The sequence below is a fragment of the Actinomadura luteofluorescens genome (assembly GCF_013409365.1).
Lineage (GTDB): Bacteria > Actinomycetota > Actinomycetes > Streptosporangiales > Streptosporangiaceae > Spirillospora > Spirillospora luteofluorescens.
The window spans coordinates 3,727,450-3,744,064 of sequence record NZ_JACCBA010000001.1 but is presented as its reverse complement, the minus strand read 5'-3'; the positions used below and the strand labels follow the sequence as shown (position 1 = coordinate 3,744,064).

Below are 16,615 nucleotides of genomic sequence, written 5' to 3'. Positions count from 1 at the left end.
ATGCAGAACACGGTCGCCGTGACGGGAGCCGACGGGTTCATCGGCTCCCACCTGGTCGAAGCGCTCGTGGAGCGCGGGCACCGCGTCCGGGCCATGGTGCAGTACAACTCGTTCGCGTCCTGGGGCTGGCTCGACGACGTCGCGCCCGGCGTGCTGGAGCAGGTGGACGTGGTGCCGGGCGACGTCCGGGACCCGGCGTCGGTGCGCGGCCTCGTCCGGGGCGCGGAGGCCGTCTACCACCTGGCCGCGCTGATCGCGATCCCGTACTCCTACCGGGCGCCCCGCTCCTACGTCGACACCAACGTCACCGGGACCCTGAACGTCCTGGAGGCCGTGCGGGACGAGGAGACGCCGCGGCTCGTCCACACCTCCACCAGCGAGACGTACGGAACGGCGCGGCGCGTGCCCATCGACGAGGCGCACCCCCTCCAGGCGCAGTCCCCGTACGCGGCCACGAAGATCGCGGCGGACAAGCTGGTGGAGAGCTACCACGCCTCGTTCGGCCTGCCCGCCGTGACGCTGCGCCCGTTCAACACCTTCGGGCCCCGGCAGTCCGCCCGCGCGTTCATCCCCACCGTCGTCGCCCAGATCGCCGCCGGGACCGGGGCCGTCGAGGTCGGGGCGCTCGAACCGACCCGCGACTTCACCTTCGTCCGCGACACCGCCGAGGCGTTCGTCGCGCTCGGCACGGCGCCCGCCGGGGACGTCGTCGGCGGCACGTTCAACTCCGGCACCGGCGTGGAGATCTCCATGGGCCGGCTCGCCCGCACCATCGCCGGCCTGATGGGCGCCGACCCCGAGTTCCGGTGCGCCGCCGACCGCGAGCGCCCGGCCGCGTCGGAGGTGATGCGGCTCGTCTGCGACAGCGGCCGGCTGCGCCGCGTCACCGGCTGGCGGCACCGGCACACCCTCGAAGAGGGCCTCAAACAGACCGTCGAATGGTTCCTCGACCCCGCCAACCTGGCGCGCTACCGAACGTCCACCTACACCATCTAGTGAGGCACCGTCATCATGCACGCCGTCATCCTCGCGGGCGGCAAGGGAGTGCGGCTGCGCCCGTACACGACGACCCTTCCGAAGCCGCTCGTCCCCATAGGCGACGAGTACTCCATCCTGGAGATCCTGCTGCACCAGCTGTCCCGGCAGGGGTTCACCACCGTGACGCTGGCCATCGGGCATCTCGGGCACCTGATCCGCTCCTACGTCGGTGACGGGAGCCGCTGGGGGCTGCGCGTCGACTACGCCTCCGAGGAGGCGCCGCTCGGCACCATCGGACCGCTGCTGACCATGCGGGACCGGCTCCCCGACGAGTTCCTGGTGACCAACGGCGACGTCCTCACCGACCTCGACTTCGCCGGGCTGCTGGACGAGCACCGGGCGACCCGGCCCCTGCTGACCGTCGCCACCTACGCGCGCAAGGTCGACATCGACTTCGGCGTCCTCACCACCGTCGACGGGCGGGTCGTCGAGTTCGCCGAGAAGCCCACGCTCGACTACCAGGTCAGCATGGGCGTGTACGGGGTGTCGGCCGCCGCGCTCGCCGGGTACGAACCGGGGTTCCCGCTCGGGTTCGACGAGCTCGTCCTCGACCTGCTGGCGGCCGGGCGCCATCCGCGCGAGTACCGGTTCGACGGATACTGGCTCGACATCGGCCGGCCCGCCGACTACGACCGGGCCAACGCCGAGTTCCCCGCGCTGCGCCCGCAACTGCTGGAGGGCCGCGTCCCGGCCTCCCGGCCGTCATGAGCCGGATCCTGCTGGTCGGCGCGACGGGGTTCGTCGGCCGGCACGTCCGGGCGCGGGCGGCCGCCGCCGGACTCGACGTCGTCGCGGCCGGACGGTCCCCAGGGCTCGGCGGCCTGCCGCTGGACCTGACCGCCGGCCCCGGCGACGTGGCGGCGGCCGTCCGGCGCGCCGCACCGGACGCGGTCGTCAACTGCGCCGGTGCCACGCACGGCTCCCCGGCGGACCTCGTCCGGAGCAACGTCGTCGCCGTCGCGAACCTCCTCGCGGGGGTGGCGGCGGCGCCGGAGGGCGTCCGGCTCGTGCATCTCGGCTCGGCCGCCGAGTACGGGCACGTCGAGCAGGGCACGCCCGTCTCGGAGCTCGCGCCGCCGCGCCCCCTCGGCCCGTACGGGGTCACGAAGCTGGCCGGGACGGAACTCGTCCGCGCCGCGACCGGGCTCGACGCCGTCGTCCTGCGGGTGTTCAACCCCGTCGGGCCCGGCGCCCCCGGCACCACGCTGGCCGGCCGGCTCGCCACCGAGCTGCGCCGCGCGGCGGGCACCGGCGAGGACGTGCGGGTGGGGCCGCTCGACGCGAGCCGCGACCTCGTGGACGTGCGCGACGTCGCCGACGCGGTGGTCGCCGCCGTCCTCGCCCCCGCAGGGCTGCCCGCCGTGCTGAACGTCGGCAGCGGGCGGGCCACGCCGCTGCGGGACCTCGCGGCGCAGCTGCTGCGCGTCGCCGGGGCGCGGAGCCGGGTGCTGGAGGCCGCCGCGGGTTCGGACCGGTCGGCGGGCGTGGCGTGGCAGCGCGCCGACATCCGTGCCGCCGGCCGGGCGCTCGGCTGGGCTCCCGTCACCGACCTGACGACGTCGCTCCGGGACCTGTGGGCGGAACAAAAATGAGCGGCAGCGAACCGGGGGTGTGGGGGGTCGCCCCCACAAGGGAGCAGAGATGAGCGGCAGCGAACCGGGGGTGTGGGGGGTCGCCCCCACAAGGGAGCAGAGATGAGCGGCAGCGAACCGGGGGGTGTGGGGGGTCGGCCCCTCACGAGGGAGCAGAGCATGGGTGGAGTGGGCCTCGCTTCGTCGGTGGCCGTGCCGGCGTACTTCCATCCCGGTGCCGGCTACTGGACGGATCTCGCCGACCCTCGTCTCGGCGCCGTCGTGCTGAACGTCGACAGCGGCGCGGGCACCGTCCGGGACAGCGGGTTCGCTGACGTCGCGCACCGGACGTCCGCCGCCGGGGTGCGGCTCGCCGGGTACGTGGACACCGCGTACGGGCACCGCCCGCCCGCGGAGATCGAGGAGGAGGTGCGCCGCTACCGCCTCTGGTACGGCGTCCGGGCGGTGTTCCTCGACCAGGTGCCGGCGATGCCCGAGCACGTGCTGCGGTACCGGCGCATCGTCGCGGGGGTCCGGGCCCGGGGCGCCCGGCATGTCGTCCTCAACCACGGCGTGTACCCCGACGAGGCGTACGCGCGGCTCGCCGACCTGCTCGTCACCTTCGAGGGCCCCTGGTCGGCGTACCGGCACGTCCGCGCGCCCGCGTGGGCGACGCGGCTGCCGGCCGGCCGGTTCTGCCACCTGGTCTACGCGGCGCCGCGGCCGGTTCTCCCGCGCGCGCTCGCACGTGCCCGGCGCTGCAACGCGGGCGTCGTGTACATCACCGACCGGACGGGAGCGAACCCGTGGGACGGCCTGCCGGAGTACTTCTCCAGGGAGCTTTCCCTGGTCTACGCGGGGGGCTGATGTGGCCGTGTCGATTCTCTGCGATGGTCCGGCCGGTGCCCTACGCTCACACCCCATGCGTGGACCACTGGTGCGAATCACGTCCGTCCTGGTCGCCGGGACGTCCCTGCTCGCCGCTCCCGCCATGCACCCCGCCGCTCTCGCCACCGCCAGGGCGGGCACGGCCGCAAAGGGAGATCTGGGCAAGGACCTCGACGCCATCCTCGCCGACGGCCGGCTCAAGGGCGCCACCGTAGGCGCGGTGGTGCGCGACGCCCGGACGGGCGCCGTCCGCTACTCGCGCGGCGCGACGGCGCCGGTGATGCCCGCCTCGAACATGAAGCTCTACACGTCGGGCGCGGCTCTGTCGCTGCTGGGCCCCGGGTACCGGTTCCGCACCGGCGTGTACGCCCGGGCGGTGTCCGGGACGACCGTCAAGGGCGACCTCTACCTCAAGGGCACCGGCGACCCGACGACGCGGGCCGCCGACTACGACCGGCTCGCCGCCCAGGTCGCGGCGCGGGGCGTCCGGCGCGTCGAGGGCGGCCTCGTCGCCGACGACACCTGGTTCGACGCCGTCCGCACGCCCTCCCACTGGGACCCCACCGACCTCCAGTACTACTACGCCGCGCAGACGTCCGCGCTGACCGTCGCGCCGAACGACGACTTCGACGCCGGCTCGGTGGAGGTGTCGGTGCGGCCGGGCGCCGCCGAGGGCGCGCCGGTCGCGGTCGGGCTCGCCCCGGCGACCCGTACCGTCAAGATCGACAACAGGGCGGTCACGGGCGCTCCGGGGACGCCGTCCACGCTGGCGGTGAACCGGGCCGAGGGCGCCGGCACCATCGTGGTCAGCGGCTCCTACCCGGCGGGCGCGGCCGCCTACACGACCCTGCGCACGGTCGAGAACCCCAGCCTGTACGCGGCCGACGTCTTCCGGAGCGCGCTCCGGAAGCACGGCGTCCAGGTGAAGGGGGCCACCGAGCGCGGCAGGACGCCGAAGCGCTCGGCCGTGCTCGCCGCCCGCTCCTCGATGCCGCTGTCGCGGCTGATGGTGCCGTTCCTCAAGCTCAGCAACAACATGGTCGCCGAGACCCTGGTCAAGGCGATCGGCCGGGAGAAGGCGGGCAAGGGGAGCTGGACGGCGGGGCTGCCCGTCGTCGAGAAGTACGCGCGCGGGCAGGGCGTTCCCATCGCACGGCTGAAGATGGCCGACGGATCCGGCCTGTCGCGCGAGAACCGCACGACCGCGCAGGACGTCAGCACCATTCTGAGGAAGGCGCAGGGCGCGCCCTGGTTCGGCACCTGGTACCGCGCGCTGCCGGTCGCCGGCGACCCGGACCGCCTTGACGGCGGCACCCTGCGGTCGCGGATGCAGAACACCCCGGCCGCGGGCAACGTGCACGCCAAGACCGGGACGCTGACCGGCGCCTCCGCTCTGTCCGGCTACGTCACCGACGCGTCCGGGCGGCGGCTCGTCTTCTCGGTCGTGCTGAACGGCTACCAGGGCGCGGCGCCCAAGGACATCGAGGACAGGATCGCGATCCGGCTGGCCGGGGGAGACCCCGCCGCGGTCCGGACGTTCCGCGCCTCCGGGAACGCCCCGCAGCTGGAGTGCTCCTGGATCGGCCGCTGCTGATCGCCTGACCCGGCCGACCACCGGCGGGGCGCGCGGCCGGACGCGCCCCGCCGGCGCGGGTCACCCCTGGTTCCGCGGGACGTAGAGGCGGACGTCGTCGACGTACGCCTCGCCCTCGTAGTAGTTCAGGTGCGGGTCGCCGATGATGAAGGAGTCGGGGTAGGCCGAGCCCTTGGGCCAGATGTGCTCGGTCGTGTACGTCCCGGCGGGCCCCTTGTGGACGAGGCTGCGGTCGAAGCGGCCGTCGTACTCGCCCGGCGTCTGGTTGTAGTGCCAGATCGGGCGCCCGTTCTCCACGAAGTCGTGGTGGACGCGCAGCGTGGTCTGCCCGGTGTGCAGGAACGGGCCGCTCATCTCCAGCGTGTACCCGGTGCGGTCGCGCTCGATGGCGAACCGGTAGGAGGCCTTCGGCATCAGCTCCGGCCTCAGCTCGGCGCTGGTCAGGTGCCCCTCGAACCGGCCGCCCGGCCCGTACCGCCGGTCCATGGACGCCTCCCCGCACGCGGTCTTGGCGTAGTACTCGTTGCTGATGTTGTTGTTGGCGGTCTCGCGGAACAGGTCGCCGCGCGGGAACAGGGCGTTGATCCCGTTGAAGGTGCCGTCGAACGTCCGGTACATCCTGCGGGTCTTCGGGTTGCAGGTCGCGGCGTCCTTCCAGCGGGCGTCGTCGCTGTAGTAGCCGTCCATGATGACCTTGCGCCGGAAGTGGATGCCGGGGTTGCCGTGCGGCGCCGGGTTCGCGTGGTCGAGGATCGTCAGGTAGTAGAACCCGTTCTCCCGCGTCACGTCCGGGTACTGGCAGCGGGACCTGCCCGGCAGCGCGCCCTGGAACGTCCACGGGTAGCGGGTCTTGCACGGCTCCCTGGTGTAGCCGTTGTGCCTGCCGCCGTAGTCGAACGTGCCGCCCCGCTTGCCGCCGAACTGGAGGCCGCGCAGCGTCATCTCCACCCGGTAGTACCGGGGCAGCGCCCTGGTCGGCCGGATCAGGACGCCCGCGTCCCAGCTCGGCTCGGAGATCCGCGCGACGCGGTGCCCGCCCGGCAGCGTCACGGCCGACAGCCCCGGCCGGGAGTCGGGACGCCCGTCGCGGTCCTTGTCGACGGCGGCGACCTCCGCCGTCAGCCACCCGTGCCGCCCGAAGGCGACGCGCTTGCGGAACACGTCGAGGGTCTTCATCTGCCGCTCGAACAGTGGCCCGCTGATCTTCTTCCAGACCGCTCCGTCGTCGTCGAACGCGTCGACCGCCCACGGGCTGCGCGGCCCCTGCGGGTCCAGCCGCCACGGCGCCCCGTCGACGCGCAGCGGCCGGTCGAACTCCTCCTGCGCGACCAGCTTCCACCGGCCGCCTCCCGCGGCCCCGACCGACCACCCCGCGGACACGACCGCGGCGGCGGCCGTCCCGACGGCCACGCCCGCCACTCTCCAGCTCGTCCTCAAGACGCACACCCCTCCCGCGGAGCGCGGCCGCGCTCCGCCCCCGAACGTCGCAACGCATCGGAATTATACGAACACGGAGGGTGAGGGGGGTGGGAGGCTGAGCCCCGACGTCGTCAGCGCTGGGAGAGGTACCGTTCGGCCGTGTCGCGCAGGCGCGCGTGGACGCCGTCGTATGCGGAGACGCCGGGCAGAGCGGTCTTGGGCATCTTCGCGAGCATCGTGTAGTTGGTGTCGACGACGTTGCCCGCCGGGGCGAGCGCGGCCTGGCTGACCAGCTGGTAGGCGTCCAGCTCGTCCAGGCCGAGCAGCGCGGACGTCCAGGTGACGAGGTCGTGCTGGCTGATCCGGAACGCGTCCTCCAGCGGGCGGGCCGAGCCGGTCGACATCAGGTGGAGGTCGTCCTCCAGGCGCGGCCAGGCCGGTGCGGCCCCCTTGACCAGGTCCACGACCACGACGGTGTCCATCGCCGCCTCCACGGCGGTGCCGCAGACCTCGCCCTCGCCCTGCCGGCAGTGGCCGTCGCCGATCGAGATCAGGCCGCCCGGCACGTTGACCGGGAAGTACGCGGTGGTGCCCGCGCGCATCTCCGGGGTGTCCATGTTGCCGCCGTGCGCGCCCGGCGTGATGCTCATGATCACCTCGTTGGCGGCGGGCGCCACGCCGACGGTGCCGTGCATGGGGTCGAGCGGCAGCTCGATCTCCAGGTCGCTCTCGCGGGCCCGGAAGCGGCAGATCCCGCGGGCGGTGTCCACGTCGTACATCCACACCCGCTCCGGCAGGGCCGGGTGCAGCATCGCCGTGGCGTGCGTCGCCGTCAGCGCCCCGAAGTGCGGGAACGTGGACGAGACCGCCCAGTCGCGGGCGGGGCGGATGTCGGCGAAATGCACCGCGACCGCGTCGCCCGGCTCGGCGCCCGCCACGGCGATGGGGCCGGTGACGGGGTTGAGGTAGGGGAAGGCGCACACCCGGCTCGGCAGGTCGTCCACCCCCCGGACCGCGCCGCCGAAGCAGTCCTCGGTCGTCAGCTCCACGACGGTGCCGGGCGCGACGGTGAGCGCCGCCTCCCGTCCGCCGAACGCGAAGCCGGGCTCGGTGTCCCTCATCGGGACCACGTCGAACGTCACTTCTCGTCCTCCTCCTCTGCGATGCCGGCCAGGGCCGGACGGCGGTGGGTGACCAGCAGCCCGACGAGCAGCACGACCCCGAGGCCGAGCCACAGGAAGCCCAGCTCCTGCGCGGCGACCTTCGCGTTGACCACCACGTAGCCGAGGATGCCGAAGCCGATCGCCGGTGCGATCAGGTGGCGCCACCAGTCCCGGCTGCCGGACCGGACGACGTAGTGGACGACGACCGAGACGTGCAGCACCAGGAAGGCCGTCATGGCGCCGAAGTTGACGAGCGAGCTGAGCAGGGTGATGCCGTCCTCGCGCTGCTCCATGTAGAGGCCGAGGCCCAGCGACACGGCCGCGACCAGCAACGTCGCGTTGACCGGGACCTGCCGCCGGGGGTGCACCCTGGCGAGGAACCTCGGCAGCTGCCGGTCCCGCGCCATGGCGTACAGCAGCCGGGACGTCGCGGCCTGCGCGACCAGGGAGTTGGCGAAGCCCCACGCGATCGCGGTGGCCAGCGCGGTCAGCTTGGCCAGCCACGCGCCGCCCGCGACCCGCGCGGCGTCGTAGAACGCGGTGCCGTCCGCGTCGCCGTCCTTGATCAGCTTGTCGGGGTCGGCGACCAGCAGCGAGGCCACCCACGTCTGGACGATGAAGAGCACGCCGACCAGCAGCAGCGCGGCCACCATGGACCGTCCGATGGCGCGGGCCGACTCGCGGTTCTCCTCCGCCAGCGTGGAGATGCCGTCGAAGCCGAGGAAGCTGAGGACCGCGATCGACACCGCGCCGAACACCAGCCCCCACGAGAACGTCCCGCCGTTGTAGATCGGGCTGAGGCTCCCCCCGCCGTGGCCCTTGCCCTGGGCGAGCGCCACCAGCCCCACCGCCAGGAAGATCGCCAGGATGACCAGCTCGGCGACCAGCATGATCCGGTTGATCCGGGCGGTCATCTCGATGCCGAAGAAGTTGACGACCGTGTTGAGCACGACGAACGCGATCAGCCAGAGCCACACCGGGACGTCCGGCACCAGCGAGTTCATCGCCACGCTGGCGATCAGGTACAGCAGGGCCGGGACCAGCACGTAGTCGAGCAGGATCATCCAGCCGGACAGGAACCCGACCGGCGCCGCGATGCCCCGCCCGGCGTAGGTGTAGACCGATCCGGCCATCGGGAACGCGCGCGACATCTGCGCGTACGAGCCGGCGGTGAACAGCATGGCCAGCATCCCGACGGCGTAGGCGAGCGCGACCATGCCGCCCGAGCCCTGGAAGACGCTGCCGAAGATGCCGAACGGCGCGATCGGCACCATGAAGATGAGCCCGTAGACCACCAGGTCCCGGAACGTGAGGGAGCGCCGCAGCTCCTGGGTGTACCCGTAGCGCTCGATGCCCTCCGGCGGCGTTGGGTCGACGGCCATGCTTCCTCCTCAGCCGAGGACGCGGGTCGTTCCCGCTCAGCGAACCCTAGAGGCAATCTTTTCAAATGAAAAGATTTGATCCGCACAGATCTCAGAGGCGGGTGACGACGGTGAGGTCCAGGCCGTCCGCCCTGGCCAGGTACCCCTCCGGGCGCGGCGGGCCGAGCGGCGCGGCCGACCAGGCGCGCCGCGCGACGGGGTCGGCGCCCGCCAGCAGCCGCGCCGACGCGGCCCGCCCGTGCCGCGCGGTCAGCATGCCCGCGGCGGCCAGCGCCGCCAGCAGGTGGACGCCGTCGTAGCAGCCCTCCGCGTAGGCGTCGAGGACGGGCGCGGCCTCGCCGAACACCGTCCGGTACCGCTCGGCCAGCGCGAGCTGCCGGTCGTCCCCCTGCCCCGCGAACGACCGCATCGCCGAGTACAGCTCCCCGGTGTCGTCCCCGCCGGCGGCGAGCAGGACGTTCTCTTCCAGCGCCCCGGACAGCCGGACCACCCCGGCGGACAGCCGCGAGCCGGCGAACACCCGGTTGAACACGGCGAGGTCCCGGCCGACCAGGCTGAGCAGGATCGCCTCCGCGCCCGTCCGCGCCAGCGCGTGCACGACCTCCTCGAAGCGCGCCTCCGGGTCGTCCCCGGCCGCCCACGGGAAGGGGACGAGCCGGTCCAGCACCACCTCGCCGCCCGCCGACCGGACCAGCCGCTCCGCCGCCCGGTGCACCGCCCGCGGCCAGATGTAGTCGCTGCCGACCAGCGCCCACCGCCGCAGCCTCAGCCGCGCGCTCAGCCAGCGCAGCGCGGAGCCGAGCTGCCGCTCCGGCGAGTCGCCGAGCAGCACCACGCCCTGCCGCCGTGGCCCGCCCTCGTGCGGCGGCGTGAACACGTACGGCGCCCGCCCGGCGAGCGCCGCCTCCAGGCCCCGGTGCACGTCGCTCGTGTGGAACCCGACGAACGCCTGGACGAGCCCGGCGTCGGCGAGGAACCGGGCCTCGCCCGCCACCGTGCCCGGCGCCCGCCCGGCGTCCACCGGCACCAGCTCGACGGCCCGTCCGGCCGCGCCGCCGGAGGCGTTGACCTCGGTCGCGGCCAGGCACGCGGCGCTCATCCCCGACGGGCCGGTGAGGCCGAGCGGCCCCGACAGCGGCAGCAGCAGCCCGAGCCGCAGCACCGCCGGGTCCGGCCCGGTGACCAGCAACCCCGTGCTGTCCCGCACCACCGCGCGCATGACCGCCGAACCCCTCATGACCAGGCCAAGTATGCTCTCCCCACGGGCGGCTGGCGAGGGAGGCACCGGGTGGTCGAGCGGCACGGAGCGGCGGCGCGCGCGGCGCGGACCGAACTCGTCGACCTGCTCACCCGCACGCAGCGGGCCCTGGCCCGCGATCTCGGCGCCCGCCTGGAGGAGGAGGGCGCGACGGTCGAGCAGTGGCGGGTGCTGCGCGCCCTCGCCGAGGCCGACGACGTCTCGATGGGCGAGCTGGCGCTCATCGTCGAGATCCCGCATCCCACCCTGACCCGGCTCGTGGACGCCCTGGCCGACTCCGCCTACCTCTACCGGTCCCACTCCAGCCGCGACCGCCGCCGGGTGTCGGTGCACGTCTCCGACCTGGGCCGCGCCAAGCTGGAGCGGCTGGAGGCGCTGGCCCGCGGGCACGAGCAGGCCCTCGCCGAACGGCACGGCGACACGATCGAGAACCTGTCCGCCCTCCTGTCCGACCTCTGGAAGGGCATCCGCTGACCCTGCGGGCGGAGGCCGATCCGCCGGCGCGATCCGTTGGCCGTATGCGCTTTGTCGGGGTTCAGCCGTAGGGTCGGCGCATGTCGCGGCGGCGTTTCGATCAGGCCATGCAGCTCATGCGGACGAGGGAGCCGCGGGTCCGGGAGGACGCCTTCGACTTCCTGCGCGAGCACGCCGACGCCTACGTCGGCGAGCTGATCGCCGAGTTCGCGGCGGAGCGCGACGACCCCGGCCTGCGCTGCTGGCTGCTCGAACTGATCGCCGAGGCCCGGTCGCCGGAGGCCCTGGAGGTGTTCCGCGACCAGCTGGAGAGCCCCGACGAGCCGCTGCGGTTCTGGGCGGTCCGCGGCCTGGAGATGCTCGACACCCGCGCGGCCGAGGACGTCCTCGAACAGGCGCAGGCCAACGGCTGGATCTCCTAGCGCCGGGACGGGCGCGAGCCGCCGGGTTTCGGACTTCGCCGTGAGGCCTCTTTCGCGGACGCCCTGCTCGCCGTTTCCGACCCGGTGAACAATCTCGTGTCGTTCGCGGCCCGGTTCGCAGGAGGACGTTCCGAGCCCGCGGGTGCGCCGATGAAACGATCTCCGGCGCGGTCGCGGGCCTCTTTCGGCGGCGGCGCAAACGACGTTTTCGGGCATTGATCACTTTACCATCTCTTGACCTGGAATTTCGGGCAGGCCGACCATCGATGCGTTAACGGGGATGCGAGGAAAGGGGTACGGGGGAGCGGCGGCGGCGCGCCATTGATCGCGCTGCCCGCATTCCCCCGTCCGTCCTTTCCCGGACGGGAGAAGGCCGTGAAGGTTCTGCTCGTCGAACCACCGATCATGGATTACCGCGGCGGCGGCCGGCGGACCGGGGAACTGCGGTCCATCGCGATGGACGCCGTGCGGGAGTGCCCGCCCTACGGGATCTACCTGCTGGCCTCGGTGCTGCGCGCGGCGGGCCACGAGGTGGTGCTGGCCGACCTGATCGCCGCGGCGGACCACCGGCTCACGGCCTGGGCGGCCGATCTCGAGAACTGCGATCTCGTCGGAATCGGCGCCACGTCGATGTCGTGGCCGACCGCGCGCGTGGTGATCCAGGAAATCCGGCGGGACCGGCCGGACGTGCCGATCGTCCTCGGCGGGATCCATCCGACCATGTTCGACGAGTACATTCTCGGCGCCTTCCCGGTGGACTACGTGATCCGCGGCGAGGCGGAAACGGGTCTGCCCGCGCTGTGCGCCGCCATTTCCGAGGGGACCGGTCTCGACGGCGTCCCGAATCTCAGCCGGCGGGAGGCCGACGGAACGATCAGGCGGAACGCCCTGGCGCCCAAGATGGAGGCGGAGCGGCTGGCGGAGTTCCCCGTCCCCGACTACGCGGAGGTCCCGGCCGGCGTCTACAAGGGGCTGGCGATCGAGTCGTCGCGGGGCTGCGCCTTCGACTGCTCCTTCTGCAGCACCTCCTACCGGCGCACCTGGCGCGGCCTGCGGCCCGAGGCGTTCGTCGACCGCCTGGAGGCGGTGCTGCCGCACCTCGACCGCACGCTCTACCGGACCGTCCACATCATCGACGACGAGTTCTCGATGAACCCCCGCCGGGCGACCGCCATCGCCGAGGCCATCGCCCGCCGCGGGCTGAGCCCCCTGCTGGTGTACGACTCGCGCGCGACCGACCTGCTGTACGAGCCGTACGTGCCCGCCATCGCGCCGTTCACCTGCCAGTTCCTGATCGGCGCCGAATGCGGGTACGACGAGGGGCTGAAGCTCGTCGGCAAGGGCACGACCTGCGACATCCTCGAACGGGCCGCGCGCCGGCTCCAGGAGTTCGGCATCAGCGACCGGGCCGACTTCTCCTTCATCCTCGGCCTGCCCTGGGAGACCAAGGCCGAGGTCGAGAAGACCATCCGGTTCGCCGTCCGCCTGCACGCCCTGTACGGCGTCCGGATCCTGCTCCAGTGGTACTGCCAGATCCCCGGATCGAGGCTGTGGCAGGCCGACCGCGCCCGGGGCGTGGTGAACGAGACCATGTACGACGAGTTCGGCTTCTTCCGCGACCTCTACCTGTTCCGGTCCGGCGTCCGGCTCACCCCCGAGGAGATCTGGGAGATCGGCGACCTGGTCGAGCAGCTCAAGGCCGTGGCGCTGATCCGCACCCCCGGCCGCCGCATGATCGAGTTCGCGTTCCCCCAGGCGATCCACGACTTCTACCCGCGGACGGTCCTGCGGCGGCCGGGCACCGGCCTGCGCGGCCTGCGCGAGGTCGCCCGGGCGCCCAAGCCGCTGCGCGCGTCCGACCTGCCGCCCGAGGCCACGGCCCCGGCCCCTGCCCCGGACGCGGAGCGCACCGGGCCCGTGCACGTCGGGATCCCGCAACGCCACTTCATCGGCACGGACGACGATCCCGTGCCCGCCGGCTCCGACTGGGGGCCGGACTCACTCATGCGCTAGCGAGAGCGGAGACGACCATGACGACCCCATTCCCGATCGGCGAGGGCATCGGCATCGACGCCGAGACCTTCGCGCGCGCCCTCGACGACCTGATCACCCGGCCCGAGATGCGGGACCGCCTCGAACACGACCCGGCGGGCACGCTCGCCGGCCTCGGCGTGCGGGTCTCCGACGCCGAGCGGGCCGAGATCGCGGGGCGGCGCCTGTCCGAGCTCGTCCCGCGCGAGGTCCCGGGGGCCCGCGAGGGGGTCGGGCAGGTCGCCGAGACCTACGTCCACGTCGGCGTGGACGTCGCGGTCTCGGTGGTGGTCTCGTTGTCCGTCGCCGCCGAGGTCGAGAACGTCCAGCAGGAGATCGAGGCGCGGAGCATGCGGAAGATGATCGAGCGCCGCGGGCCCGGCGCGGCCTGACGGCGGGAACGGGGAGGAGGCGCGCCATGAGCGAGAACCTGGACGAGACGCGCGAGCAGGTGCGGCGGGTGCTGGCCCGCGCCGTGAGCGAGCCGGAGTACGCCGACGCGCTGCGCCGGGACCCGGGCCGGCTGCTCGGGGACGCGGGCGTCGTGGAACCGATCATCGAGGACCTGACGCGGGAGCTGCGGCTCGGCGAGGGGCCGTTCGGCTGGTCGGGGCGGGCGCCCGAGTCGGACTGCGCCTTCACCTGCGACGGGATCTCGTGCATCGTCACCATCTGCGGATGCGTGCCGTTCACCACGTGATCCGGTCCAGGGTGGAGGGGGAGCGCGCCGGGGCCGGCGTCCCCGGGCTGCTGCGGGCGGGCCTGCCCGGCGCGGTCTGGGACGTCGAGGAGAACGGGGTGTGGGTCCGCGCGACCCGGCGCGGGCCGGCGGACCGCCCCGTCCAGGGGTGGAAGATCCACGTGTCGGCGCACGCGGGCGGCGCGGAGGAGGCGCTGCGCGCGGTGCTCCCGGTCCTGGCGGCGGGCAGGGCCGACTTCAAGCTGGTCGGGACCGCCGCCGAGCTGGACCGGATGAACCGCGGCGAGCTGGGCCTCACCCAGGTCGGCAAGTGGCTGACGGTGTATCCCGACGACACGGCCGAGGCGGTGCGGCTCGCCCGGGAACTCGACCGCGCGACGCCCGGCCGGGCCGGTCCGCGCATCCCCGCCGACTATCCGCTGCGCCGCGACAGCGCCGTCCACTACCGGTACGGGGCGTTCAAGCTCATCCCCCTGCAACTCGAACCGGGCCACGTGGTGCCGGGGCTGTACGACGGCCGGGGCCGGCTGGTGGTCGACGACAGGCGCAGGCACGCCCCGGTGACGCTCGATCCGTTCGAGGCGTCCGGCGCCGCCGAGCGGGGCGACACCGCGCTGGAACGCGCGCTCGCCCGCCGCTACCACGTGGTCGCGCGGCTGCACTGGACGCCGCGGGCCTCGGTGCACGCGGCGGTCGACCTGGAGCGGCTGCGGCAGTGCGTCGTCAAGTGCGTGGACCGCCGGAGCGAGGGCGCGGCGGAACGGCTGGCGCACGAGGCGGCGATGCTCCGCAGGCTGCGGGGGACGGGGGTCTGCCCGGAGCTGTACGAGGTGCTGGTCGACGGTCCCGGCGGCGCCCTCGTGATGGAGGACGCGGGCGGTCGCAACATGGAGGATCTGCTCGCCCGGCGGATGCGGCTGGGCCTGCTGTACGGCGACAAGGAGATCCGGTCCGTCGGGCGGCGGCTGCTGGCCCTCCTGGAGCACCTCCACCAGGAGGGGATCGTCTACCGCGACCTGAAGCCGTCGAACGTGATGACCGACGGGAGCGGGCGCCTCCGCCTCATCGACTTCGAACTGGCCCACGACATGCGCGACCCGGAGCCGCCACCCGCCGGGACGCGCGGCTACCTGTGCCCGTACCGTGCGGCCGAGGGCGGGCCTCCGGAGCCGTCGGACGACGTCTACTCGCTGGGCGCGTTCCTGTACTACGCGGCCACCGGCGCCAATCCGAGCCACGCCCCCGAGCCGTACGACCTTCCGAAGCGGCCCGTCCGGCTGCTCAATCCACGGGTGTCCGAGGCACTGGAGTCGCTGATCCTTCGCTGCCTGCGCGCGGACCCCGGCTCACGTCCGTCCCTGGCGGAGGTCGGACGCCTGCTGCGCTGCGCGCCGACCCGCATCGAGCCGTTCACCCCGGAACCTCGCCGCGACGCACTCGAAACCGCGCACGCCCTGGCGGACGCGATGTGCGAGGACGCGCATCCCGCAGGCGCGGGCCTCGCCTGGACCAGCACACACCCCTCTGCGCTGGGGCTGCCGCACCGCTTCCTCCACATCGGCGCGGCGGGATGCGTCCTCGCCCTCGCGGAGGCGGTCGCCCGGTTCGGCGCGCAGCGGCATCGCGACGTCCTGTCGGGAGCCGTCGAGTGGCTTCGCTCCTCCGCGCCCTTCCCGGGCGCCGTCGTGCCCGGCCTGTACGTCGGAGAAGCCGGTGTGGGCGCCGCGCTGCTCCGGGCGGGCCAGGTGCTGGACGACGCCAAACTGGTCGAGGACGCGGCCCGGATCAGCGACGCGGTCGCCGGGATGCCCACCGGATCGCCCGACCTGATGAACGGGCGTGCGGGCATGCTCCGCTTCCACCTCCTCGTCCACCAGGAGACCGGGGACCGGCGGCACCTGGCCCACGCGGAGGCGGCGGGGCGCGCCCTGGTGTCGGCCGCGGAGTCGCCCGCGCCCGGGACGGCGTGCTGGCGCATACCGGAAGGCTTCGGAGAACTCGGCGGGAAGGCCCACTGCGGATACGCGCACGGCGCCGCCGGGATCGCCGACAGCCTCCTCGACCTGTTCCTCGCCACGGGCGACGAGAGGTTCGCCCGGACGGCGTCCGCGGCGGCGCGCTGGCTGACGGGACGGGCACGTCCGGCCCTGCCGGACGGCGACGGCCGCGAATGGCCGAGCGCCGCCGAGGGGTCGGCGGGCGTCTGGTGCCACGGAGCCGCCGGCGTGGGCCGGTTCCTCCTCAACATGAACCGCGCCTGCCGCATGGACGACCTCTGGTGGCCGCGGGCCGCCGCGTCGATGGTGGCGCGCGGCGCCCGCTGGCTCGGGCCGTCCTACTGCCACGGGCTGGCCGGAAGCGTCGACTACCTGCTCGACATGTACCAGCACACGCGCGACCGCGAGTACCACCGCCAGGCGACGGCGGCGATGCGGCTCCTGGACGCGTTCGAGACCCGCGCCGGGGACGGCCGCGTCCGCTGGCGGAGCGACACCGCCGGCTGCGTCACCCCCGACTACATGGTCGGCTACGGCGGCGTCCTGGTCACGGCCCTGCGCTACGCCTCCGCGGACACCGCCGCCGGGCAGCTGACGCTCGACGGCTTCCGGCGCGAGGCCCCGGCGGCCGGCCCCCCGCACCCCTGACGGCGCAGGGGGCCGGCCAGTCCCGGCCCC

General features: G+C 73.7%; 15 protein-coding genes. 11 read left to right on the top strand and 4 right to left on the bottom strand.

Annotation, left to right across the window (positions count from 1 at the left end):
* From BJY14_RS17225 to dacB, 5 genes are all read left to right on the top strand, one after another.
* Entirely contained in the window at nucleotides 1-996 is a 996-nt protein-coding gene (locus tag BJY14_RS17225) for a GDP-mannose 4,6-dehydratase (RefSeq protein WP_179844547.1), read from the top strand.
* A 15-nt stretch (nucleotides 997-1,011) separates the two neighbouring features.
* Nucleotides 1,012-1,746: a nucleotidyltransferase family protein gene (locus tag BJY14_RS17220; protein ID WP_179844546.1), complete on the top strand. Its 735-nt coding sequence runs from the start codon at nucleotides 1,012-1,014 to the stop codon at nucleotides 1,744-1,746.
* On the top strand, nucleotides 1,743-2,630 hold the full coding sequence (locus BJY14_RS17215; protein WP_179844545.1) for an NAD-dependent epimerase/dehydratase family protein: 888 nt from the start codon (nucleotides 1,743-1,745) through the stop codon (nucleotides 2,628-2,630). The genes BJY14_RS17220 and BJY14_RS17215 overlap by 4 nt, the downstream gene beginning before the upstream one ends.
* Nucleotides 2,631-2,789: 159 nt before the next feature.
* Nucleotides 2,790-3,476, top strand: coding sequence for a spherulation-specific family 4 protein (locus BJY14_RS17210; protein ID WP_179844544.1), 687 nt, complete (start codon nucleotides 2,790-2,792; stop codon nucleotides 3,474-3,476).
* A 55-nt stretch (nucleotides 3,477-3,531) separates the two neighbouring features.
* Nucleotides 3,532-5,091 carry a D-alanyl-D-alanine carboxypeptidase/D-alanyl-D-alanine endopeptidase gene (gene dacB, locus BJY14_RS17205; protein WP_179844543.1) on the top strand — a complete coding sequence of 520 codons (1,560 nt, stop codon included), beginning with the start codon at nucleotides 3,532-3,534 and terminating at the stop codon, nucleotides 5,089-5,091.
* Between the two features lie 60 nt (nucleotides 5,092-5,151).
* Here dacB and BJY14_RS17200 read toward each other — a convergent pair whose 3' ends face one another.
* From BJY14_RS17200 to BJY14_RS17185, 4 genes are all read right to left on the bottom strand, one after another.
* Nucleotides 5,152-6,501, bottom strand: coding sequence for a hypothetical protein (locus tag BJY14_RS17200; protein WP_179844542.1), 1,350 nt, complete (start codon nucleotides 6,499-6,501; stop codon nucleotides 5,152-5,154).
* Between the two features lie 140 nt (nucleotides 6,502-6,641).
* Nucleotides 6,642-7,652 (bottom strand): acetamidase/formamidase family protein, encoded by a 1,011-nt coding sequence (locus tag BJY14_RS17195; protein WP_312879271.1) that lies wholly within the window; start codon nucleotides 7,650-7,652, stop codon nucleotides 6,642-6,644.
* Nucleotides 7,649-9,055, bottom strand: coding sequence for an APC family permease (locus BJY14_RS17190; RefSeq protein ID WP_179844541.1), 1,407 nt, complete (start codon nucleotides 9,053-9,055; stop codon nucleotides 7,649-7,651). The genes BJY14_RS17195 and BJY14_RS17190 overlap by 4 nt, the downstream gene beginning before the upstream one ends.
* A gap of 91 nt (nucleotides 9,056-9,146) precedes the next feature.
* A complete protein-coding gene (locus BJY14_RS17185; RefSeq protein WP_179844540.1) occupies nucleotides 9,147-10,292 on the bottom strand; it encodes a substrate-binding domain-containing protein in 1,146 nt (381 codons plus the stop codon).
* A gap of 51 nt (nucleotides 10,293-10,343) precedes the next feature.
* On the opposite strand from BJY14_RS17185, the gene BJY14_RS45255 reads away from it, so the two are divergent.
* From BJY14_RS45255 to BJY14_RS17155, 6 genes are all read left to right on the top strand, one after another.
* The gene (locus BJY14_RS45255) at nucleotides 10,344-10,787 is read left to right on the top strand and encodes a MarR family winged helix-turn-helix transcriptional regulator (protein WP_179844539.1); all 444 of its coding nucleotides are present in this window, start codon (nucleotides 10,344-10,346) and stop codon (nucleotides 10,785-10,787) included.
* A gap of 80 nt (nucleotides 10,788-10,867) precedes the next feature.
* Entirely contained in the window at nucleotides 10,868-11,209 is a 342-nt protein-coding gene (locus BJY14_RS17175; protein ID WP_179844538.1) for a HEAT repeat domain-containing protein, read from the top strand.
* Between the two features lie 375 nt (nucleotides 11,210-11,584).
* Nucleotides 11,585-13,222: a B12-binding domain-containing radical SAM protein gene (locus BJY14_RS17170; RefSeq protein ID WP_179844537.1), complete on the top strand. Its 1,638-nt coding sequence runs from the start codon at nucleotides 11,585-11,587 to the stop codon at nucleotides 13,220-13,222.
* Between the two features lie 17 nt (nucleotides 13,223-13,239).
* Nucleotides 13,240-13,632 carry a hypothetical protein gene (locus BJY14_RS17165; protein ID WP_179844536.1) on the top strand — a complete coding sequence of 131 codons (393 nt, stop codon included), beginning with the start codon at nucleotides 13,240-13,242 and terminating at the stop codon, nucleotides 13,630-13,632.
* Nucleotides 13,633-13,658: 26 nt separating this feature from the next.
* Entirely contained in the window at nucleotides 13,659-13,940 is a 282-nt protein-coding gene (locus BJY14_RS17160; RefSeq protein WP_179844535.1) for a hypothetical protein, read from the top strand.
* Nucleotides 13,919-16,585, top strand: a complete 2,667-nt coding sequence (locus BJY14_RS17155; RefSeq protein ID WP_179844534.1) for a class III lanthionine synthetase LanKC N-terminal domain-containing protein — start codon at nucleotides 13,919-13,921, stop codon at nucleotides 16,583-16,585. The genes BJY14_RS17160 and BJY14_RS17155 overlap by 22 nt, the downstream gene beginning before the upstream one ends.
* Nucleotides 16,586-16,615 lie beyond the last annotated feature (30 nt).